This window comes from Myroides sp. DF42-4-2 (assembly GCF_030326445.1).
Lineage (GTDB): Bacteria > Bacteroidota > Bacteroidia > Flavobacteriales > Flavobacteriaceae > Flavobacterium.
On record NZ_JACAKI010000001.1, the window covers coordinates 237,515 to 258,738 of the forward strand.

21 protein-coding genes and 1 tRNA gene are annotated in these 21,224 nt (G+C 38.4%); 8 read left to right on the forward strand and 14 right to left on the reverse strand.

The features are described from left to right. Nucleotides 1-49: 49 nt before the first annotated feature. The 4 genes from HX062_RS01040 to HX062_RS01055 all read right to left on the reverse strand — a co-directional run bounded on the left by HX062_RS01040 (nt 50) and on the right by HX062_RS01055 (nt 3,123). Nucleotides 50-134 (reverse strand) — tRNA-Ser (locus HX062_RS01040). Nucleotides 135-144: 10 nt separating this feature from the next. After that, the gene (locus HX062_RS01045; protein WP_182625361.1) at nt 145-1,173 is read right to left on the reverse strand and encodes an asparaginase; all 1,029 of its coding nucleotides are present in this window, start codon (nt 1,171-1,173) and stop codon (nt 145-147) included. Then, nucleotides 1,166-2,299: a 1-acyl-sn-glycerol-3-phosphate acyltransferase gene (locus HX062_RS01050; protein WP_182625362.1), complete on the reverse strand. Its 1,134-nt coding sequence runs from the start codon at nt 2,297-2,299 to the stop codon at nt 1,166-1,168. The genes HX062_RS01045 and HX062_RS01050 overlap by 8 nt, the downstream gene beginning before the upstream one ends. A 53-nt stretch (nt 2,300-2,352) precedes the next feature. Continuing rightward, nucleotides 2,353-3,123, reverse strand: a complete 771-nt coding sequence (locus HX062_RS01055; protein ID WP_182625363.1) for a TatD family hydrolase — start codon at nt 3,121-3,123, stop codon at nt 2,353-2,355. A gap of 80 nt (nt 3,124-3,203) precedes the next feature. Between HX062_RS01055 and HX062_RS01060 the strand changes: the two genes are divergently transcribed. Next, nucleotides 3,204-3,641 (forward strand): retropepsin-like aspartic protease, encoded by a 438-nt coding sequence (locus HX062_RS01060; protein WP_182625364.1) that lies wholly within the window; start codon nt 3,204-3,206, stop codon nt 3,639-3,641. Between the two features lie 2 nt (nt 3,642-3,643). Here HX062_RS01060 and HX062_RS01065 read toward each other — a convergent pair whose 3' ends face one another. After that, nucleotides 3,644-4,213, reverse strand: coding sequence for a DUF3109 family protein (locus HX062_RS01065; protein WP_182625365.1), 570 nt, complete (start codon nt 4,211-4,213; stop codon nt 3,644-3,646). Between the two features lie 570 nt (nt 4,214-4,783). Here HX062_RS01065 and HX062_RS01075 point away from each other — a divergent pair. Beyond that, nucleotides 4,784-5,398: an FAD-dependent oxidoreductase gene (locus HX062_RS01075; RefSeq protein WP_286465996.1), complete on the forward strand. Its 615-nt coding sequence runs from the start codon at nt 4,784-4,786 to the stop codon at nt 5,396-5,398. 169 nt (nt 5,399-5,567) lie between these two features. Further along, complete coding sequence (locus tag HX062_RS01080; protein WP_182625367.1) at nt 5,568-5,948, forward strand: DUF805 domain-containing protein; 381 nt, start codon at nt 5,568-5,570, stop codon at nt 5,946-5,948. A gap of 49 nt (nt 5,949-5,997) precedes the next feature. On the opposite strand, the gene HX062_RS01085 is transcribed toward HX062_RS01080, so the two are convergent. From HX062_RS01085 to HX062_RS01100, 4 genes are read right to left on the reverse strand one after another with little or no spacing between them, the layout of a single operon-like run. Then, entirely contained in the window at nt 5,998-6,963 is a 966-nt protein-coding gene (locus tag HX062_RS01085; protein WP_182625368.1) for a PCMD domain-containing protein, read from the reverse strand. 5 nt (nt 6,964-6,968) lie between these two features. Continuing rightward, the gene (locus HX062_RS01090) at nt 6,969-8,690 is read right to left on the reverse strand and encodes a phosphoethanolamine transferase family protein (RefSeq protein ID WP_286466001.1); all 1,722 of its coding nucleotides are present in this window, start codon (nt 8,688-8,690) and stop codon (nt 6,969-6,971) included. Between the two features lie 10 nt (nt 8,691-8,700). Beyond that, the gene (locus HX062_RS01095; protein WP_286466002.1) at nt 8,701-9,849 is read right to left on the reverse strand and encodes a BamA/TamA family outer membrane protein; all 1,149 of its coding nucleotides are present in this window, start codon (nt 9,847-9,849) and stop codon (nt 8,701-8,703) included. 30 nt (nt 9,850-9,879) lie between these two features. Beyond that, complete coding sequence (locus tag HX062_RS01100; protein ID WP_182625371.1) at nt 9,880-11,076, reverse strand: aromatic amino acid transport family protein; 1,197 nt, start codon at nt 11,074-11,076, stop codon at nt 9,880-9,882. A 522-nt stretch (nt 11,077-11,598) separates the two neighbouring features. Here HX062_RS01100 and HX062_RS01105 point away from each other — a divergent pair. From HX062_RS01105 to HX062_RS01125, 5 genes are all read left to right on the forward strand, one after another. Then, nucleotides 11,599-11,955 (forward strand): DUF2946 domain-containing protein, encoded by a 357-nt coding sequence (locus tag HX062_RS01105; protein ID WP_182625372.1) that lies wholly within the window; start codon nt 11,599-11,601, stop codon nt 11,953-11,955. Between the two features lie 70 nt (nt 11,956-12,025). Then, complete coding sequence (locus HX062_RS01110; RefSeq protein WP_286466005.1) at nt 12,026-14,392, forward strand: TonB-dependent receptor; 2,367 nt, start codon at nt 12,026-12,028, stop codon at nt 14,390-14,392. Beyond that, complete coding sequence (locus HX062_RS01115; RefSeq protein ID WP_286466007.1) at nt 14,392-14,715, forward strand: hypothetical protein; 324 nt, start codon at nt 14,392-14,394, stop codon at nt 14,713-14,715. The genes HX062_RS01110 and HX062_RS01115 overlap by 1 nt, the downstream gene beginning before the upstream one ends. A gap of 66 nt (nt 14,716-14,781) precedes the next feature. Beyond that, entirely contained in the window at nt 14,782-15,321 is a 540-nt protein-coding gene (locus HX062_RS01120) for a DUF4625 domain-containing protein (RefSeq protein ID WP_286466009.1), read from the forward strand. A gap of 122 nt (nt 15,322-15,443) precedes the next feature. Continuing rightward, the gene (locus HX062_RS01125) at nt 15,444-17,549 is read left to right on the forward strand and encodes a prolyl oligopeptidase family serine peptidase (RefSeq protein WP_430529999.1); all 2,106 of its coding nucleotides are present in this window, start codon (nt 15,444-15,446) and stop codon (nt 17,547-17,549) included. A 63-nt stretch (nt 17,550-17,612) separates the two neighbouring features. Here the strand turns inward: HX062_RS01125 and HX062_RS01130 are convergent, their stop codons facing one another. From HX062_RS01130 to HX062_RS01150, 5 genes are all read right to left on the reverse strand, one after another. Further along, a complete protein-coding gene (locus HX062_RS01130) occupies nt 17,613-18,218 on the reverse strand; it encodes a DUF1684 domain-containing protein (RefSeq protein ID WP_286466012.1) in 606 nt (201 codons plus the stop codon). Between the two features lie 89 nt (nt 18,219-18,307). Beyond that, complete coding sequence (locus HX062_RS01135; RefSeq protein ID WP_182625377.1) at nt 18,308-18,781, reverse strand: Dps family protein; 474 nt, start codon at nt 18,779-18,781, stop codon at nt 18,308-18,310. A 326-nt stretch (nt 18,782-19,107) separates the two neighbouring features. After that, on the reverse strand, nt 19,108-19,575 hold the full coding sequence (locus HX062_RS01140; RefSeq protein WP_182625378.1) for a hypothetical protein: 468 nt from the start codon (nt 19,573-19,575) through the stop codon (nt 19,108-19,110). A gap of 78 nt (nt 19,576-19,653) precedes the next feature. Beyond that, entirely contained in the window at nt 19,654-20,358 is a 705-nt protein-coding gene (mtgA, locus tag HX062_RS01145) for a monofunctional biosynthetic peptidoglycan transglycosylase (RefSeq protein WP_182625379.1), read from the reverse strand. 120 nt (nt 20,359-20,478) lie between these two features. Then, nucleotides 20,479-21,198 (reverse strand): 3-ketoacyl-ACP reductase, encoded by a 720-nt coding sequence (locus HX062_RS01150; protein ID WP_286466015.1) that lies wholly within the window; start codon nt 21,196-21,198, stop codon nt 20,479-20,481. Nucleotides 21,199-21,224 lie beyond the last annotated feature (26 nt).

A 21,224-nucleotide genomic window follows, 5' to 3' on the forward strand; every position in this document is an offset into this window, starting at 1 on the left:
GGTATATAAACACAAAAAAACCACCAACATCCGTTGGTGGTTTTCCTAGCAGAGAGGAAGGGATTCGAACCCTCGATACGTTGCCGTATACACACTTTCCAGGCGTGCGCCTTCGACCACTCGGCCACCTCTCTTTGTATTAGTTTACGCTTCCATTTCGCCGCAAATAGGCGTCTCAAAAGCTGTTTTGAAATCTGCTATATTCGGTTGTGCTAATAAAAACATCAACTTGGTAATCGCCGCTTCTGTTGTAATGTCCTTTCCTGAAATAACGCCAATCTCTTTTAATTCCGTACTGGTTTCGTATTTCCCCATCATCACACTGCCACTGGAGCACTGAGTCACATTGACAACCTTCATTCCCTTCTGTGTTGCACAACGCAAGGTTTCTAAAAACCAAGGCTCTGTCGGTGCATTCCCAGAACCATACGTCTCCAAAATGATCCCTTCTAAATTTGGAATGGCTAAAATAGCTTCCAATACTTGTTGTTGAATCCCCGGAAATAAACGCAATATCATAACATTACGCGACATCTCCTTGTGAACAGAAAGGGGCAAAGATAATGGTTTTTGCAACAATAACGAATGGTTAATGCGCAAATTTACGCCTGATTCTGCTAAATGTGGAACGTTAGGTGAAGTAAAGGCATTGAATAACTCCGCACTAACCTTGGACGTTCGATTACCACGGTATAATTTATACTCAAAATACAAACATACCTCTTGAATTACTGGGATATTATCTTCTTGTAAAGCAGCAAGTTGAATGGCTGTGATTAAATTTTCTTTTGCATCGGTGCGCAAATCGCCAATCGGCAATTGAGATCCAGTTAATACCACTGGTTTATGCAGGTTCTCCAACATAAAACTCAACGCAGAGGCTGAATACGACATCGTATCCGATCCGTGTAGAATGACAAAACCATCGAATCGATCGTAGTTCTCCTCTACAATACTAGCCATCTGCACCCATAAATCGGGTTGCATATCCGAAGAATCAATCGGCACATCAAACGAATAGGTCTCGATGGCACAATCCAATAAATGTAGCTCTGGAATGCGCTCAACCAATTGGTTGAAATTAAACGCGCGCAAGGCACCCGTTTTAAAATCTTTCACCATCCCAATGGTTCCTCCCGTATAAATGAGTAAGATTGAAGGTTTGCTATTCATCTTGTAATTTCAATTTATTCGCTACTGGATTTGCATACATCGCCAAAAAGTTATCGACAACTTTTTGCTCCTGCTTGTTTACTCTCAATTCTAAACGACGCTCAAACAATTGTTTCTCCTTTTCACTATAGTGAGCAGCAAATTTGTCGGTATTGTTTAAAATATCATAGGCGATATAATTCGTCGGCCACAAGTGATAATTGGTAATAATAGAGTGATCAATAACCTGAGCCAACGCTTGTAGCTGTTTATTTGGCTTCTCTGTAATGGCTTTGATCTGATCGAGCTCGGTGTCAATTATATCACCAATGTGGATGTGGATGCCTTTCTTCTGTCCAATAATCCCACTGTATAGATTGACGAAATCTTCATTTTTCTCCTTGATGTAGGTCTCATTATTGGCAATAGCCAACAGCTGAGGCATCTTTAATGCATCCGTTGGATCGTATTCATAGGAAATCGAAACAGGAACAATCTTCAGTTGCTTGAAGTAATCCATCAAGTTCTCCTCTCCAGCATCCATGCCGATCATTTTTAAAACTCCCGTATTGGTTGCGTCATTTCCATCTTTCGTACGACCTTCGCGTTGTGCAATCCATACCGAACGATTTTCCGATACGATTAAGCTGTGAATGTATTCTGACATCAAACGAGAACTCTCTAACAACTCTCGCGGAGTTAATTTTCTACGCACCAAAAAGTTGCGATTTACTTTGGCTAATGCCAATAAAAACGATTTCTGTACCAAGTTATCCCCAATAGCAGAAGCCGTCATCGTCAACCCGTGATCTTTTAAAGTTACATTCAATAGTGAAGTATCCATAATGATGTCACGGTGATTGGATATATATAAATAAGCGGTATCTTTTTGTAATTTCTCAAAACCAGAGGTCGAAAGTCCGTTAGAGCTTTTCTCTAAGATTCGACGAATAGAGTGGTAGGCAAATTCCTCTTGAAATTGCTGAATTGAGGTTACTTTACTCAAATCCTCCATCCATTCCTGTTCAGTTTTTTTAGGGAAAGTAAACCCCATTAACGCTTTTATCATAGGGTGTTTGGAGATCTTTTGTAAAACCTCATTGACCTCATGATCGTGATAATGGCGTATTGAATCAAACTTAGACATTAGTGTTTTAAATATTTATGTAAACTGAAATGTTATGTTTCTTTTTCTTACAATTAAATGCCAAAAACAGCTTTTGAATTGGCTGTAGTTTGGTCAGCAATTGTTTGTAAAGGAAGTGCATACAATTCGGCTAGCTTTTCAGCAATGTTCAAAATATAAGCACTTTCATTCCTTTTGCCCCGAAAAGGGACTGGTGCAAGATACGGAGAATCAGTTTCTAATACGATATGCTCTAACGGTATTTTATGTAAAAACTGATCAATCTTTCCATTTTTAAAGGTTGCTACTCCTCCGATTCCCAATTTGAGGTTATAACTAATCGCTTGTTGGGCTTGCTCCGCTGTTCCAGTGAAGCAGTGAAAAATACCCCGGAGATCTTTTCCTTTTTCTAACGCTAATACCTCAAATACTTCATCAAAGGCATCTCTACAGTGAATATTGATCGGCAATTGATACTTTTTTGCAAGTTGTATCTGCTGCTGAAAAGCCTCCTGCTGAATGGACAGGGTGGTCTTATCCCAATATAAATCAATGCCAATTTCCCCAACTGCATAGTATTTGCGTCGAGCTAATTCTCGTTCCACAAAGGCAAGCTCTTGTTTATAGGTCTCTGGCTTGACATCCGTGGGATGCAACCCCATCATTAAAAAAATATGCCCAGGAAACGCCGCCTCCAACTCAAACATTGCCGGAGCATAGCTTGAATCAATTGCAGGTATAAAAAAACGCGTAACTCCATTCGTTATTGCGCGATTTATTGTTTCTTTGCGATCTTCCGCAAAAGCATCTGAGTAAAGATGAGTATGAGTGTCGGTAAAAATCATGCTTTGGTAATGTTCTACAAAGTAGTATCTTTCAAATTACAAAAGTACCTTATAAAAAGTATTAAAACTAAACTTAATTGATGGAAAACTATAAAGATTGGTTAAAAAAAGAACGCTATAAACAAATTCGCTTCAAGATAGCGCGAACCAATCACCTTTTTGTACGAGTAAAAGTAAATGGAATCTGGGGAGACTTCATTCTCGATACCGGTGCTTCAAACAGTTGCATCGACTTTCAACATACTGCTTATTTTGGGTTAACAACTTCAGATTCAGAAACAAGAGCCTCTGGGGCTGGTGCCAATGGAATGATGACCCAAGTGTCTTACAACAACGATATCCAAATGGGAAGATGGAAATTAGAGCATTTTAACTTCGTCTTGTTGGATTTAAGCCATGTGAATACAGCCTTGACGGAGTATAAAACAAAAAATGTACACGGTATTATAGGGTCTGATGTTTTTGGTTTAGGTCAAGCAATTCTCGACTATGGACAACAGACCCTCTATTTGAAATAAGCTTATTTCTTATAGTATTCTTTGGCTACGAGTTCTAACTCCTCATACCAAGCCGAACCGTATTTGCGCGTCAAAGGATCTTTTAAAAATTTGTAAACCGGTACTTCTAACTCTTTCCCCAAGGCACATGCATCGCTGCAAATATGCCATTTGTGGTAGTTTACCGCCGAGAAAGACGAGTATTCTTTTATGCGTATCGGATATAAATGACAAGAAATTGGTTTTTTCCAATCTATTTTCTTCTCTATATACGCTTTTTCAATACCACACAAGGCCATGCCGTTGTCGTAAATTACATAGGCACACTCTCCGCCGTGAATCAAAGGCGTTTCGTATTCGCCATCTTCACCTATAATATAAGTGCCTTGTTGCTCTATCGCAGCAATGCCCTCTGGACGTAAGTAGGGTTTTACCGTTTCAAATATCTCATCTAAAATGGCCGTCTCTTCCTTCTCTACGGGCGCACCCGCATCTCCATCAATGCAACATTGCCCTTTACAAGCTGTAAGGTTGCAAACAAATTCTTTTTCTAAAATATCCTCCGAAACTAAGGCCTGACCGATCTGAAACATGTTGATTTATTTTTGAGCCTACAAAATTACAAATCTTTCTCGGATGTTGACTCCTTCACTTCGAGCAACTTCTATTTTATAATGATACTAAATTGCCCAAACGAAAGTACCTTAGCTATAAGGTATACCACCGTTTTTAAACTTCTAAATATATAGAGGAAACTTGCTTTAACGACCGCTTGCCGATGTCATAAGTCTCCCCTAAATTAAAGTTCTATTTACACGATCTCTCTGACAGAAATGCGCAATATGAGATTTTAGAACGGCTTTTACGCCTTGTTAAATTATGTATGGGTAATGTTAAAGCAGTCAGGGAGTGGTTTTTATTTTGTACTTTCGGACAATAGAATTAAAATCTTTTAAGAAATAATGAAAATATTCAGTTACATTATTATTGCATTTGTTGCTGCCTTAATTGTATTAAATATCACAATGCTTGATTTTAATAACTTATTTCAAGGGGACAGTTTAGTTGCTATAATTGGGATTGTAGCACTTTTATGTGCGGTTTGTATTCTGTTAATTTACAGAACTTCAAAGTTAATTGACGACAAAACAAAATAGATCAATATGTTGATTTATGATGTTTTAATTATTGGCGGAGGTGTTTCTGGAGTTTCTTGTGCTCAAGTTCTAGGTAGTGCAGCAAAGAAGGCTTTCATGGAAGGGAAGTCGATCGGAATTGTAATGCATCAAAAGGGGAGCATGCTGCAAGATGCGATATTCAACAATGCCTTTGGAATTGAACCAGGAACTTTAGGAAGTGATTTACTTGCCCAAGCAAAAGATAATCTGAGAATCTATTCAAACGTCACCCAAATTGAAGGGGAGAAGGTAAACAAGGTAAGCCGCGCGCAAGCAGGTGTGTTTAGCATAGAAACCAATAAAGCGGTGTACGAGGCTCGAATGGTTGTGGTCGCTGTGAATTCAAGCGCTACTTTTGCCATCGATGGACTCATGGAGTTCGTAGAACCCCATAAAAAGTCAATCCCAGCAAAGAATAGAATTCAATTGAAAAATATAGATCACCTTGTAGCCGAAGGGATTTATGTAGCAGGTACGTTAGCGGGGCACCGCAGTCAACTTGCTATTGCAGCTGGAAGTGGCGCTGCTGTCGCAACAGACATCTTAACCTTATGGAATGATGGGATTGAAACGCACAGCCATGACAGTATTAGAAAATAATAATATTAGATCATTTTAGTACCTAAAAAGGACATCCTGCTGGATGTCCTTTTTTATTGTACTTTACCATAATTAACTCACTATTTATAGTGAAGTTTAATCCAATTTTGTGCAGGTTTGATGAAAGTAGTCTACATTCGTCTCTTATAATTTAAACACACAAAAAAAAATGGAATTGAATTTTACTACATTAAAAGAAAACTTTATCAACATCTTAAAAAATCACTATACGGATTTTAATGGACGTGTAAGACGTAAAGAATATTGGTCTTTCACCTTAGTTAGTTTTATTATTTCAATCATTTTTGGAATTGTAGATAAGATTTTAGGACCGGTAGGTTTTGTCGGAATCATATATAGTTTAGCAGTATTAGTGCCTTCCCTTGGACTTTTAGCTCGTCGTTTACACGATACAGGAAAAAGCGGATGGTGGATCTTATTGTCACTAACAGGAATTGGAGGTTTAGTATTGCTTTACTTCGCTTGTTTGGATAGTACTGTTGGACCAAATGAATATGGCGCTGATCCAAAAGCTGGAGAACGTTTATAGTTAACGGGTTGTAATTGACGGTTTGCATTTTCTGTAAACCGTCAACTACTTACTCATATACTAGTCCGACGTTATCAATCCACAATCTACTGTTTTCATTTCCGATATAAGCCCCACCGTTGCTTGATGAGAATTGAATAATCAGGTGAGTTACGGGGTCAGTTGCACTTCCCCAACCTTCTTCTATAATTTCGGTCATTTGCCCTTTACTATTGCGGGTATAATCGGTAAACTCTCCTGTGCGAAGTGCCATTTCTTTTTGGTAAATAGGCTGATTTCGAATATCGCCATAGTTAATCTGGAGTTGGAAGTTGTTTTTCCACTCTTTTTGTGTTTGGGTTAAGTTGAGCCAAGCTGTTCCCACTCGTTTTGCGTGTACTTTTCCGTCTTTGTCTTCCCAGCGATTTTGCAATAAAACTCGAATCTCTGCTTTGTCGTTTTGATTGAGTTCCGTTCCTTTTCCCATACCGTTGATGCGACTTGATTTTCCGCCTGTAGTTACTTTATAGTCAAACTGTAGTGCTTTTGGTTTTTTGGTAAATGGAATTCCAGTAACCAATTTACTCTGCGGATTTTTTGTGTCGGTTATGGGTTCAATCATCTCACCTAAGAAGATCGTTCCACTTGCTAAAACGTTGATGTTGATTAGGCCTAAAACCTTAACGCGTTCAACTTTTGTTTCTAAACGCGCAGCAAAACCACTGCCTCTTTTCTCAGGAAACACCGTTACACTTCCCTTTGTAATCCCACTCACTACAGCTAAGACTGAGGATGTTGCCCAAGGGGAACGCGTGTTTTTGTATGGCGTATTGTCTTTTAATGTGTCTTTTGTGTCGTTGATGGAATACAAGTATCGAATATTTCCCCCAATAAGGAGAGATTCCTTGATTTCTCGAACTTGCCATTGGTTCATGTTGCCAAAAGGCAATAGCTCAAATCGCTCTTTTTGTGCCCATAGATTGGTGGACAAAAGCAGGCCAAGCACCAAGTAAAATAGTCGTAAATAAAGCTTCATATCGGTTAATTTTTTAAGTTCAACTGTTTAATTTTCTCAAAATCCTCTTCTTTCAAATTCATTTTTTGATAAGGAACCGCCAAGTCATGATCGTTTAAATACAATCGAGGCAAGATCTTAAACTCTGGGTTCACCAATGAAAATTCTGACTTGAGGTAAGGGGTTTCTATTGCTGCCGCATCGATAAGCGTGTGAAAAATCACATGGGTGCTGATGGGCTGTGATTGTCTTGCTTGTGCGAGCTTATACTGCTCAGGATGGGCGTCGATAAACGCATCCGAAAACCACATAAAAAACGGAATATGCAATTGATAGTAAGAGGGGGTTGGAGAGGAGTGTAAAAATAATCCACGATCATCATCAAAGAGATCTTCTCCGTGATCTGAAGAATACAACAACATACTCGCAGCGTCAATTTGCTTTAATGCCTCCAAGGTGGAAGAAAGAAAATAGTCCGTATAGCGAATGCTATTGTCATAGGTATTGACCAATTGCTCTTTTTGTCTGCGACTTACCGCTGTGAGATTATCCGGTGTAAACTGACGGTAATCCGAAGGATAGCGCTCCTTGTAATTGAAGTGAGAGCCATAGCTGTGTAAGATGATAAACAAATTGCCTGGGGTTTTTTCAATCAATTCAGTCATTAAGGGTATGAGTTCCTCATCAGGACGATTTACCGTTAAATGTGTTTTGCTATCCGTTGTGCGTATGGTTTTGTAGATGTCGGCTTCTTTAGTGAAATATTCAATAAACGAGTTGTTCTCCGATTGATTGGAAAGACAAATCGTCGTAAAACCACCTTCTTTAAAGGCTTGTGCAATCCCTTTTCTGTAGTAAATGTCTTGGTAATTAGCCGCATTTACGTCGGATAAAATCATCGATACACTTTTGTGTGTGGTGTTGGATTGTGTCAATACATCTTGATAGAGGAGCAAGTGTTCTTGTTGGGCTAAAAGCGGATTCGTCGGTCGATCATAACCGTAGAGCTGCCAGTTGTGTGCTCGCCCAGTTTCTCCTATTACCAACACTATAATTTCGCGTATACTATCGGTGGCAGTTCGCTTGGCTTCAAATGTAAAGTTTTCAGAGGTATGCGGATATGCCTTGACTTTTCCCCACTTTTTTATGGCAAAATTCAAATTGTAATACGCATTTACTGGATAGACATCCACCATGAAATCAAAAGCCTCTCTGTTTTTATTTTGTGATCCCAAAGACAACAAAAACGAAGCAACAAATAGGAGAACCCCGATATTGAAGGCGCGATGTCTACTTGTTTTAGGGAGGTATAATTTTCTTTTCCATTGAAGGCTGGCCCATATCACGGTAGGAATGTACAGCAAACAAACAAAACCAATGGAGGGAAGTAAACTGCCTAATAATTCTGTAATCTCTGTTGTGTTGGTCGTTGCAACGTTTAAATACATGTCCACTGCAATTACATCTTCGCCAAAAAGGTAGAATAACACAATTTGAAACGCGTGAATAAATAGAACAGGAAATAGAATTATCTGCGTTCGCCCTATGTTTTTAAAAAGGGAAAAGACAAGGAGGTACAAGCTCAATGGAAATAAGAATACCGTTGCTCTGCCCAACAGGTTAAGGGGTTGGAATAAAGTAAAATATACCGTAGGCACCATGTTTACTAACAAGTAAATATAGAACAAGGCAACAGGATTATGGCTAAGTCTTCTTAGGAGACTGGTTTTTTGCTTTTTTTCAGGCATATAGTTGTACTTAGAACGCTTCGTTAATATTAAAGTAAAAACCACTTTGACCTCTTGCAATTCCGTAGTCAAAACGAATATTTACACGATTTTTAAATTCCCATCGGTACCCAATTCCGTAAGTAGGTAAAGTTTCAGACCAAGTAAACGCCTTGAACTTATCAAAGACTGTTCCCATACCTCCCCAAAGAACAACACCATGTCGATTGTATATTTTTTGACGCCATTCGACTTGGGTATTCAGCTCTTTTCGATCGCGGTATTGTCCTGTGAGGTAGCCTCTCATTTGACGAGGACCTCCAATTTGGGCCATCATATTCCAAGGCACATCCCCATTGTTGAAAATTCCATTGAAGTCAAAGGCCAATATTGTTTTAGGAGAAACGCGTTTGTAGTATCGCGCGGCTGTTTCAATCTGACTAAAGTGGATATTACTCCCCAAAGTGCGTGAAAAAAACGTTTGTTGGTATTGAAGGAAAATACCTTTTTCGGGATTTGGAATAAAATCTCGCGTGTCATAGGAGAAAATAAGTCCACCTCCAACTAAGGTAGTGGTCAGGTTTTCTTGGGGTTGGAATTCTTCTTTTTCAAATTCACTACCTCGGAGATTTTTGGCAGCAAAAGTAACGCCCATGTATCCATTAGGAACTACTTCTGCGAGAAAGTCTGCTTTTAGGGATAAGCGATATTCGTTGTATTTAGAATAAATACCCGCATCTCCAGCATCATAACCTATGCCGTAGTACTTACTGGGCATATAGGTAAAAGACATATCTGCGTTGATTCTGAACTTATCATCAGGAAAGATGGTATTGTTTTCCACACCTATAGCAAAGAAACCACTAGTGGTAATATTGGTATAGATAGACACGTTAGAAGGCGATAAGTCGAGGTTCTCCCGATCTAGGCGATACAAACCCGAGGCAACGAGTCCCAAACCTAATTTAGTATCGACAGAGTAACTTGGTCCTCCAATAAAGGAAATGTCAAATTCACTTTGTGATTTATCTTTCTTGGCTTCTTCAAAGTAGTGAATAATCCGCTCAAAAAATTTTTTCTTTTCCAGTGTGTCGTTTACTTGATTGGGTTGTTCCTGTGCATAAGAAAACAACGGACCCAAAAAGGCAAACAGTAAAACCAGATCCCTTAAATATCTCATGATTGGTATGGTGTGTTTTTATGGTGTGTTTTAGTAATGACCCAAAGCTATTCTGATCTGCGCCACAATGATGAGTGCGGCTAGCAAGAAAATAAAAGCCATTAGGGAGCCTTGGCCCAAACTTATTCTTTTATTGTGATAGGCCATGGCCTTAATGTATAAGTACTGTGGGATGAACAAAGCTAGTATAACCCCAGCAATTGCAGCATAACCTAGAGCAAGAATGAACCCTTCAGGGTAAAATAAAGCAAATAGCAAGGGGGGAATAAAGGTTAATATTCCTGCTACACTCGTAATGAAGGCAGGGTTGTTTTTTACTTTGAATACGTCTTTATAGTAGTCAAAAAGACCAATGCTGACCCCTAAAAAAGAGGTTCCTAATCCCGTTGCAGCAAATAGGCTAAACAAGGTTTCCACGTGAGGCGAATGTGAGATCTCTCGTATACTCATAATAAGCCCTCTCAATCCTGAGTTTTCTTGTAAGATTTGCATGAAAAGCAATTGATCTAAGCTGCCTAAAACGACTATCTGCCAAATGAGGTAGACGACCAAAGGCAGTAAACTCCCAAGAATAAAAGCGCGTTTGAGTCGTTTTTTGTCGCCGTCAAGGTATTGCACAATACTGGGTATGCTACCGTGAAAACCAAAAGAAGTGAAGATGGCGGGAATCGCACTAATGGTCAAACCAACAGATAGTGGACTGTGCAGTAAATTGGCTTGTTTGACAAAGGGAAACAACAATACAACAAGTAGAACCAGAAAAATGAGTTTAGCGATAAAAATACCACGCGTCAACCAATCCACCCATTGTGTACCTATGATGACAATACCTCCAAACACAAGTGCAAAAAGTAAAATGGCGGTATAGGTATTAAAATTGGTATCAAAAAGTAGGTCGATATTTGTTTTGATGATGGTTCCTCCTCCAGAAATATAAGCAGCTGTTAGACCGTAAATCAAAAACATCAAACTAAAACCAGCTAGTTTATTGATAAACGAGCCCGCGTATTTCTTGGTCAAGGTATTAAACCCAGCAGAAGCATCGTTGTAATCGTATAAATCAACCATCAGTAAGGCTGTATAGCACATGGCAAACCAAATAACGCCTAAAAGTAAAGTGGTTCCAATAAAACCAACACCCGCAGATGTTATCGGCATGGCAAGCATTCCGCCTCCAATGGACGATCCTGCTATGATTAAAATACTACCTAGTAACTTACTCTTCATTAGTTTGAAATTTAGACGAAACACAAAGATAAAGAAGCTTTATGTCTTATTGTTTTAATGTTAAGATAATTTTGTTTTGTAAAAATGTATTAATTGTTAAAAACACACTATTTGAATAGAGTATATCTTCCCTTTTTGTAAAATAGTTTTTTTTCTTATGGTTGAATATCCTGTGTTTAGTTGATAATAATGTACGACTTTTTCTCTTTATTCGGAGATCCTTTATTTTTTTTGATTGTGCGAAGTGAATTTTTTGATAATACGGAAAGGTGAATTGCATTGAGCCTTGTTTTATCAGTGTTAGCATTAATTTAATAAATCGTTAGTAAATAGTAAGGCACGGAGAGAACTACAATAGAAAAGCGTATGTTTGATTAAAATTAGGTACAGAAAACGCAATTAGCAATCGTTGCGACCTGTTTTTGTGCAAGTATTGCTACAGAATTAGTAATAAAAAACACACAAAAAAATGTCAAACTAAATATTCTGTACTATATTTGTCCCAATATGAGTAGAAAAAAAATGATAGCAAGGATATTGTTAGTGGTAGCTTTTATGTTTACCACCGTATTCCAATTGGTTCATAGCTATCAACATATTTCTACAGCGGTTGCCTATGAAAACGAGCACCGCACACACGCGCATTACTCAGAAAGCCGTGTTGATCATGGAGGTCTTCAATTCACTGAAGATCACAGTCACACAGATCATTGTTTCGTTTGTGACAGTATTCCTACATCAGGATTAGCCCCTATTCAAATGGAGTGGCAATCTATCACTTACCAAACGAGTCAAGAAGTTCAAGCGGAAGTTGTTTTGCGCTTTGTTCCCCTTGCCCACGTTTACTATTCCCTTCGCGCACCTCCCGTATTGGTTTAATTATTCAATTTTGGTTCATTCACATTGCTGAATAGAACTGCTATTTCATTAATTAAAACCTCACGATACAATGAGAAATCTATGTACATGGATCATGCTGTTGTGCTCTTTAGGTATGTTTGCACAGTCCTATACTGTCAAAGGAAGAGTATCAGATTACCATGGAGAAGCCTTAATTGGCGCAACAATTACCTTAGGAGATCAAGCTTTTATGACGGACGTCAAAGGGCGATTTATTGCGAAACCCCTAGAAAAAGGAACATATCAATTGACAGTTTCTTACTTGGGATATGAAACATTGCGCTCCACGATTAACCTAGTTGAAAATCAAGAAGTAGACCTGCATTTAAAAGAAAGCACAACCTTACTAGAACAAGTAGTAGTATCTAGTGAAGCAAAACATACAGTGCAACATGTGGATAGAGTATCCAATCAACAACTTGTGGAAAAATTTGCGGGTTCACTAGCAAAAACCCTAGAATCCGTTGCAGGAGTAAACGCGATGGATATTGGTTCAGGATCGTCTAAACCAGTGATCCGCGGACTTGGGTTTAACCGTGTGGCCGTGGCAGAAAATGGCGCCAAACAGGAAGGACAACAATGGGGAGCGGATCACGGATTGGAAATTGACGCCCTTAGTACTGAAGAAGTAGAAGTGATCAAAGGAGTTGGTGCAATCGAATACGGAAGTGATGCCATTGGTGGGGTTATTAAAATCAATAACGAAAAAGTACCACAAGTGCATTCTTTTGACGGAAAAGCTATTGTATATGGCAAGTCTGTCAACGATGCTGTAGGAGCTTCTGTTCAAATTAAACAAAGAGGAGATCGCTTCTTTTATAAATTCAAAGCAACCGCACAAGACTATGCTGATTATCGCGTGCCGATCAAACAAATTGACTACCTCAATACGATTATTCCCATCGAAGGGGGACGTATGAAAAATACAGCCGGAAAAAGTGTAGCCTTATACGGGCAAGTGGGCTATGTAGAAGAGAACTTTAAAAATATATTGAGCATTAGCAATGTATACGATAAAAGTGGATTCTTTCCAGGTGCTCACGGCATTCCCAATATAGCTGCTGTACAAGACGACGGTAATCACCGCAATATTGAGTTGCCCAACCAATCAGTCAACCATTTTAAGCTGACTAATACCGCAACATGGAACCTCTCAGCAAGTCAAAAATTAAGCGTGTTAGTCGCTTTTCAAAACAATAAAAGACAGGAAAGCAGCTTGTTTCACAGCCATTTTTCAAACCAAACACCACCGACAAAAAATCCAAACCTAGAGTTGGAATTTGTGTTGAATACATTTGATGCCGCAGTAAAATACGAACATCTGTTTCATAACGAACACAAATTAACAATGGGAATTCAACAGAATTACCAGAATAATACCATCGGAGGATACGGCTTTTTGTTGCCTAAATTTAATAAAATAGGCGTAGGTGCTTTTGGGATGTACGAGTATTTTGTCAATGAACGCCTTACTTGGGAAGCAGGTATACGCGCAGACTACGCAAGTGTTCACGTGAAGCCTTTTTACGATGAAATTCTATATGATTATTTGATTGACCGCGGACAGTCGATCGAAACAGCAGCCAATTACGCACAGCGCAGTGAAAAACAAGATCGCGACTTCACGAGCTTTAATGCGATGATTGGTGCTAAATTTGATTGGACACCGCATTTTAATCTCGCGGCAACTGTTGGAACTAATTTTCGTTTTCCTACCGCCATTGAATTGGCATCCAATGGTGTACACCACGGGGCATTTCGCCATGAAAAAGGAAATCCAAACCTAGATCCGGAAAAAGGAATTGCCGTTGACTTGAGAGCTACCCTACAAACAGAAACATTTAGTACAACACTAAGCCCTTACGCCTATTTTTTTAGCAATTATATCTTTTTAAAACCTACTGGTACGTTCTCAATTTTACCAGATAGTGGGCAAATTTACGAATACACACAATCCAAAGCCTTGATTACGGGATTTGAATGGAAAGCTCAACAACGCTTTTGGGATCGCTTGACTGTTGAAGGAATTTTTGAATTTATCTATAACAAGCAGTTGGACAACGGCAAAAAAGGAAATTATCCGTTGCCCTTTTCAACGCCAGCTAACTTCTTTGGACAGGTGAGCTATACCTTTAACGATTGGAATGTATTCCGCGATTCAGAAGTTTTTGTCAACGGAAAATGGTATGCTGAGCAAGAGCGAATTGCACAAGGAGAAGATATTACGCCTAGCTCACAGAGCTACGGATTTGGAATTTCTTCCACGATTCACTTAGGGAAAGTACAAGCGAAAACAAGTCTAACAGCAACCAATATTTTTGATGCAAAAATATTGAATCACATGAGCTTTTATCGACCGCTGGGAATCCCAGAACTAGGACGATCGATTCAATTAATGATCCAAATACCGTTTTAATGAAACAAACTAACAGCAGTGTTAGTAAGTACCTTTTCTTAGTGGTTGTGTTTTTTATCCCACTAACGAGCAATTTACTACACTATGTTGTCATTGAACATGAATATGGACTGCGAAATCACGCTTTAGAATGGATCGACGGAAGTAAAGTTCACTATTGTGATCAATACTTATTCAAGATTCATCCAGCTGTTGAAGTACCGACTTTTGCTATTGCTATAGTCCCCCTTGTTATAAATGCCGTTGTTATTGATGTAATAAGCGTACGCATTAAACAGCCAAGTCATTTTTTTTATTTTAATCGCGGTCCGCCGTTTGTGTGATGTATATAGGAGGAAACAACAAAACAACAAAACAACAAACACACACAATAATTAAAAATTAAAACAATGAGAAGATTACAATATTTAGCAGTAACAGCACTAGTAAGTGCATTTGGTTTCACTTCATGTTCAAGTGACAACAACACAGATACAGAGAAACCCGTAGTTGATTTAATCGCACCAAAAGAAGGAGCAAAATTAGAGGCGGGAAAAGATATTCACTTTGATATGGTCGTATCCGATAACGACGGATTAGCTTCGTATAATGTGGATATTCACAATAATTTTGATGGGCACAACCACACAGGAGGAGACAATCATACCCATGCTGTAAAGACTACAGCTGCAGAGGGGAAACCGTTTGAATTTAATAAAACATGGAGTCTTGGTGGGGTGAAAAACGATAACATCCACCACCATGAGATTGTTATTGATGCCAATGCAAAACCAGGAAAATATCATTTTGTGGTAAAAGTATTGGACAATTCAGGAAATCAAACGATGGAATTTAGAAATATTGAGATTGTAGCTGCTGGTGAAGGAGATGGAGGACACGATCACGATCACGACCACGATCATGACCATGACCACGATCACGCACATTAATGATTAATTGGTTTATAATTGTATAAAAGCAAGGCTTTACGCCTTGCTTTTGCATTAATTATTAATATATTTACTTGCACAGAAATTTAAAAATAGAATTATTTATTATGAGAAAATCGTTAATGACACTTCTTGTAGCAACTTTGATTATTTCCTGTAAAAATGAAGGGGCAAAAGAACAGGTAGCGGATATCCAATATCCTGAAACAAAAAAAGGAGATGTAGTTGATACGTACTTCGAGGTTGAAGTAGCAGACCCTTACCGATGGCTAGAAGACGACCGTTCTGAAGAAACTGCAGCTTGGGTAAAAGCACAGAATGAAGTAACCTACGGATACTTAGCTCAAATTCCATTTAGAGATCAATTGAAAAAACAAATGGAAGAAGCATGGAACTACGAAAAAATTGGTGCTCCATTTAAAGAAGGAAAATACACGTATTTTTTCAAAAATGACGGTCTGCAAAATCAGTCGATTTTATATCGTAAAGATGAAGCAGGAAAAGAAGAGGTATTCTTAGATCCAAACAAATTCTCTACGGATGGAACAACTTCTTTAGGTAGTATTGATTTCTCTGAAGATGGAAGCAAAGCTGCTTATGCTATTTCAGAAGGTGGAAGTGATTGGAGAAAAGTGATCGTACTCGATACAGAAACAAAAGAAGTCATTGGCGATACCTTAGTTGACGTGAAGTTCAGTGGTGTATCTTGGTTTAAAAACGAAGGTTTCTACTATTCAAGCTACGATAAACCAGCAGGAAGTGAGTTATCTGCAAAAACAGATCAGCACAAATTGTTCTATCACAAATTAGGGACTGCTCAAAAAGACGATACACTTATCTTTGGTAAAGATCAAAAAAGAAGATATGTAGGTGGATATGTAACAGGAGACAACCAGTTTTTGGTTATTTCTGCAGCAAATTCAACTTATGGAAACGAATTGTACATTAAAGATTTAACAAAGGCAGCTAGTCCAATTGTTACTTTAGTCAACAACTTTGATAGCAGCAGTAGCGTATTAGACAGTAAAGATGGTAAATTGTATATAGAAACAGATTTCAATGCGCCAAATTCACGTATCGTAACAGTAGATGCAGCAAAACCACAACAAGCAAACTGGACAGATCTTATCCCTGAAACTGAAAATGTATTGTCGCCAACAAAAGGAGGAGGCTATATTTTTGCAAGCTATCTGAAAGATGCTGTTTCAATGGTAAAACAATACGACTATACGGGTAAAGAAATTAGAACAATCGAATTACCTGGAATCGGAACAGCAAGTGGATTTGGAGGGAAAAAAGAAGATACTACCTTGTATTACTCTTTTACAAACTACATTACGCCAGGAACAATCTATGCATTAGATGTGCAAAAGGGTACTTCAAGCGTATACGAACAACCTAAAGTGAAGTTTGACTCGTCGCAATATGAATCGAAACAAGTGTTCTACACTTCGAAAGACGGTACAAAAGTTCCGATGATCATTACCTATAAAAAAGGAACCGAACTAAACGGAAAAAACCCTACGATGTTATATGCTTATGGTGGATTCAATGTTAGTCTTACACCGTCATTTAGTATTGCTAATGCCATTTGGTTAGAAAATGGAGGAGTATATGCAGTACCAAATTTAAGAGGTGGTGGTGAGTATGGAAAAGCTTGGCACGTAGCTGGAACAAAAATGCAAAAACAAAATGTATTTGACGATTTCATCGCTGCAGCACAATACCTAATTGACAATAAGTATACATCATCTGATTTCTTAGCTATTAAAGGAGGATCAAACGGAGGATTATTAGTTGGAGCAACAATGACACAACGTCCTGATTTAATGAAAGTAGCTTTACCTGCAGTAGGTGTATTAGATATGTTGCGTTACCATACCTTTACCGCAGGTGCTGGATGGGCGTACGACTATGGAACTGCTGAGGATAGCAAAGAAATGTTTGAATACTTAAAAGGATATTCTCCTCTACACAACGTAAAAGAAGAATCTTATCCTGCAACAATGGTTACTACAGGTGATCACGACGACCGTGTGGTACCTGCACACAGTTTCAAATTCGCAGCTGAATTACAAGCCCACAACAAAGGAACTAATCCAATGTTAATTCGCATTGAAACAAATGCTGGACACGGAGCTGGAAAATCAATCGCTCAACAAATTCAAGAGCACGTTGATTTACAAGCGTTCACTTTATACAATATGGGTATCAAGAAATTGAAGTAAATTTTTACCAATTAGAATAATAAAAAAACCTCAATCGAAAGATTGAGGTTTTTTTTATGCTGTTTAGTATTTATAGTCTTTAATTCCTGCATTAATCTCCGCATTAATGTCATTTTGAGGCGGTGGAATAGGGCAAGAGAATTTAGGGTTATACACACAATATGGGTTATACGCTAAGTTGAAATTCAAGATAATGGTTTCTCCTTCGGGTATTTCTAGGTCAATATAACGACCACCACCATACGTACTCACACCTGAAGTTAAATCCGTAAATGGGAGAAACAGATGCTTTTCGTATTCTTTTTGATTGCGTAGATTAATATCTTGAAACAAGTCTAAGGTTTGTTCTTTGCCATTTAGTGAAAAACTAGCTTCACCGTATTTGACATATATCGGTTTGCGTTCTGTAGTGGTTGGCATTTCAAAAGGCACTTCATCTGGCGTACGCGTGAATTGTGCTTCGATAATAAAACGCTCATTTATTGGAAAGAAATCTAAACTCACGAATTTCTTTAAGGCATCAGGCACTAAGGGAGAAGTCTCTTTATTGGCAAACTCTTTATTTAAGCTTTTCTGAAATAAAAGTGCTTTCTGCGTTTCCGTTTGGGGCGAAGACGTACAAGCGTACTGTAGCAACAGTACAGCACTAAGCATAATCAATCGTTTCATTGTTTTTATTGTTCTGGGTTGACCGTAAAAGTAACAAAAAAGGTTTGCCTTTTAAAGACAAACCTCTATAATAAATAAGCAATAGGATATTACTTAATATGTGCGCGTAACATCCAAGCTGCTTCTTCGTGTTTTTCTAACAAACTCGTCAAGAAATCAGCAGTCCCTTTGTCATTCATTTCATCAATCGGGTCAATGTTTTCTCTTAGGAAAATAATAATAGCCTCGTGATCTTTGCATAAGTCTTTAATCCAAGACGCACTGTCATTTGCTTCGTTATCTCTGGATTCAGTTAATTGAGTTAATGCAAGGTATTCTTTTAAGCTACTTGGTGCATAATGACCTAGATGGCGAATTCGCTCTGCAATGTCATCCACATCTACAATCGTGGCTTCATATTGGGATTGAAAAAATAAGTGCATGGAATGAAAATCAATGCCCTCTACGTTATAATGCGCTTTTCTCGTTTTGGTGTACAGTACATATTCATCTGCCAACAATCGAGCGAGTACATCCGTTACTTTTTGTCTTACTTCGTCTTTTAGACCAATATTTGTTTTCATAGTATTTGATTTTTAGTTGTTTACAAATTACGAAAAAAATAAGAAAGAACCATGTATTTGAGTGGTAAATAAAAGATAAAATAGTTGTTTTTTGATAAAATACAGAAAAACCTTTGATGTCTACAAAAAGAAGGGGCTGTCCAATAAGCATAAGAAGATAGAGCTAAAGCGATAAAGCAATAGTGAATCATTCTACTTCCTACTGTATACGTTGTGTCTTCTTCTTGACTGCTTTTGGTCAATTGAAAGAATTTTTAATCAAAGGGAAAAGTCCCGCTTTATACAAAACAAAAGAGGGTGACCTTTTGGGACACCCTCACTATTATTTATTTTTTCAATTTATCAGCGGCATTTTCCAACCCTTTTTGAGTTTCTTTAGCCGCTTCTTTTACATTTTCTTTTGCTTGTTCTGCCTTTTCTTTGGCGTCTTCTTTTAATTCATTGGCTTTGTCTTTTGCCTCATCTAACGATTTTTCAGCGTCTTTTTTCAATTCATCCGCTTTGTTCTCTAGGTGATTGACTGCTTCATCCGTTTTTTGTTTGGTTGCCTCCCAAGCCTTTTGAGCCTCATCTAGTGTTTTCTTCGCTGCTTCTTCTGCCGCTTTGTCTCCACTCTTAACTGCTTCATCTAGGGCTTGTTTCGCTTGTTCAAATTTAAGCTCCGCTTCTGATTTCGCTTCCGTTAATTCGGTTGCTGGAATAGTATCTCCCTCGGTAGGCGCAGTTTTGTTGTCTTTACATGATGTAGCGAAAAGTAATCCACCTAACGCTAATGTTAATACAATTTTTTTCATAACAAATAAATTTAAGTTTGACTACAAGTTAGTAAAAATCTAGTTTAGATGAAAATAAATAAAGAAAAATGTATTATTTTATTTCTTTTTACTCTTTTCTTTCTTTAAATCAAGTGGACCATAGCCTTTGATGTATTTAGAGATTGTTTGTTTTCTCCTGCTGACATAAGGACCAGATTGTACGGGATTGTAGCGTCTTGGACTAGGGAGGATAACAGCTAATCCGGCAGCTTCCTGAACGGAGAGTTTAGCAGCACTTTTCTTATACCAGTGTTGAGCCGCAGCTTCTGCACCATAGACGCCATTCCCCATTTCAATGCTGTTGAGGTAGACTTCTAAAATGCGTTCTTTGGACCATAAAAGCTCAATAAGCACCGTAAAGTAAGCCTCAAATCCCTTGCGAATATAGCTGCGCCCTGGCCATAAAAATACGTTTTTAGCCGTTTGCTGAGAGATGGTACTTCCTCCCTTAATGCGCTTGCCCTTTTCGTTGTTTTTCATTGCCTTTTCAATCGCTTTAAAATCAAAACCATTATGCGATAAGAAGTGACCGTCTTCACTGACAATAACCGCCTTTTGCAAATTCGGACTGATTTGTTCGATCGGAACCCAATCGTGTTTTAAAGTAAAGGATTGACCATCCTTTTTTTGCTCATACAGCCGTATGAACATCAAGGGAGTATAGGGAATTGGAACAAATCGGAAGAAAATAACAGATAAAATGCTTAGTGCAAAGAACCACAACACAAGCTTTAAGATAAAGCGTAAAAGTTTGCGAACCATAGATTTATACGATATAAAAACGGGTACAAATGTACTAACATATTGGTAAATGCAATTCACAAGACGAAAAAAAAATAAGCAAAAAAAGCTACCGAAAAGAGGTAGCTTTTTTTGCTTATTTTATACTGGATTTGTTGTCCAAAGTGAAGCTGTCTTTAGCATCGCTCTACGCGGAAGTTTCAACGTTGCAACAAGTAGTTCCGCAAAATCTTCCGGTTGTAAAATGTGATCGGGATTGCCGTCTGTTAAGCCTAGTTCAATCGACATATCTGACGCAATGGTACTCGGTGTTAACGTACATACGCGAATGTTGTTTTTTCGCACTTCTTTCATCAGGGATTCAGATAACCCAATTACTGCAAATTTAGAAGCCGAATAAGCCGAAGTCGTCGGGTTTCCATTTAATCCAGCAGTTGAGGCAACATTGAAAATATCACCTTCATTTTTCTCAATTAAATGTGGAAGTACCTCTCGTGTAACATTGTACACCCCCATAACATTGGTTAATAAGATCTCTTCCCAACGTGAGGCAGGCATGTCAGTAAATTTTCCAAATTCAGAGATACCAGCGTTGTTTACTAAAATATCAATGCCACCTAAAAAAGCAATGATCTTAGCGATTTCGCGTTGAACAGCTTCTTTGTCTACCACATCAAATACGGCATAGGTCGCTCTAATACCTAATGCAGTCAATTCTTCGACTGTCTGTTTTAAGCGCTCCTCGTTTCTTCCCGTGATAGCCACGTTAATTCCTTCTTTGGCAAAAGCAAGTGCAGTCGCCTTTCCTAATCCGCGCCCACCGCCTGTGATAATTGCATTTTTTCCTTTTAATGTACTCATAGCCTTGTTTTTTATTTATAAAGTGA

Bases quoted from the DNA above. Each gene is read 5' to 3' on its own strand.
- HX062_RS01050 (WP_182625362.1), bottom strand. From the start codon at position 2,299: ATGTCTAAGTTTGATTCAATACGCCATTATCACGATCATGAGGTCAAT.
- mtgA (WP_182625379.1), bottom strand. From the start codon at position 20,358: ATGGTTCGCAAACTTTTACGCTTTATCTTAAAGCTTGTGTTGTGGTTC.
- HX062_RS01100 (WP_182625371.1), bottom strand. From the start codon at position 11,076: ATGAAGAGTAAGTTACTAGGTAGTATTTTAATCATAGCAGGATCGTCC.
- HX062_RS01080 (WP_182625367.1), top strand. From the start codon at position 5,568: ATGGAATTGAATTTTACTACATTAAAAGAAAACTTTATCAACATCTTA.
- HX062_RS01110 (WP_286466005.1), top strand. From the start codon at position 12,026: ATGAGAAATCTATGTACATGGATCATGCTGTTGTGCTCTTTAGGTATG.
- HX062_RS01115 (WP_286466007.1), top strand. From the start codon at position 14,392: ATGAAACAAACTAACAGCAGTGTTAGTAAGTACCTTTTCTTAGTGGTT.
- HX062_RS01140 (WP_182625378.1), bottom strand. From the start codon at position 19,575: ATGAAAAAAATTGTATTAACATTAGCGTTAGGTGGATTACTTTTCGCT.
- HX062_RS01060 (WP_182625364.1), top strand. From the start codon at position 3,204: ATGGAAAACTATAAAGATTGGTTAAAAAAAGAACGCTATAAACAAATT.
- HX062_RS01090 (WP_286466001.1), bottom strand. From the start codon at position 8,690: ATGCCTGAAAAAAAGCAAAAAACCAGTCTCCTAAGAAGACTTAGCCAT.
- HX062_RS01095 (WP_286466002.1), bottom strand. From the start codon at position 9,849: ATGAGATATTTAAGGGATCTGGTTTTACTGTTTGCCTTTTTGGGTCCG.
- HX062_RS01055 (WP_182625363.1), bottom strand. From the start codon at position 3,123: ATGATTTTTACCGACACTCATACTCATCTTTACTCAGATGCTTTTGCG.
- HX062_RS01120 (WP_286466009.1), top strand. From the start codon at position 14,782: ATGAGAAGATTACAATATTTAGCAGTAACAGCACTAGTAAGTGCATTT.
- HX062_RS01135 (WP_182625377.1), bottom strand. From the start codon at position 18,781: ATGAAAACAAATATTGGTCTAAAAGACGAAGTAAGACAAAAAGTAACG.
- HX062_RS01125 (WP_430529999.1), top strand. From the start codon at position 15,444: ATGACACTTCTTGTAGCAACTTTGATTATTTCCTGTAAAAATGAAGGG.
- HX062_RS01085 (WP_182625368.1), bottom strand. From the start codon at position 6,963: ATGAAGCTTTATTTACGACTATTTTACTTGGTGCTTGGCCTGCTTTTG.
- HX062_RS01105 (WP_182625372.1), top strand. From the start codon at position 11,599: ATGATAGCAAGGATATTGTTAGTGGTAGCTTTTATGTTTACCACCGTA.
- HX062_RS01130 (WP_286466012.1), bottom strand. From the start codon at position 18,218: ATGAAACGATTGATTATGCTTAGTGCTGTACTGTTGCTACAGTACGCT.
- HX062_RS01045 (WP_182625361.1), bottom strand. From the start codon at position 1,173: ATGAATAGCAAACCTTCAATCTTACTCATTTATACGGGAGGAACCATT.
- HX062_RS01065 (WP_182625365.1), bottom strand. From the start codon at position 4,213: ATGTTTCAGATCGGTCAGGCCTTAGTTTCGGAGGATATTTTAGAAAAA.
- HX062_RS01075 (WP_286465996.1), top strand. From the start codon at position 4,784: ATGTTGATTTATGATGTTTTAATTATTGGCGGAGGTGTTTCTGGAGTT.
- HX062_RS01150 (WP_286466015.1), bottom strand. From the start codon at position 21,198: ATGAGTACATTAAAAGGAAAAAATGCAATTATCACAGGCGGTGGGCGC.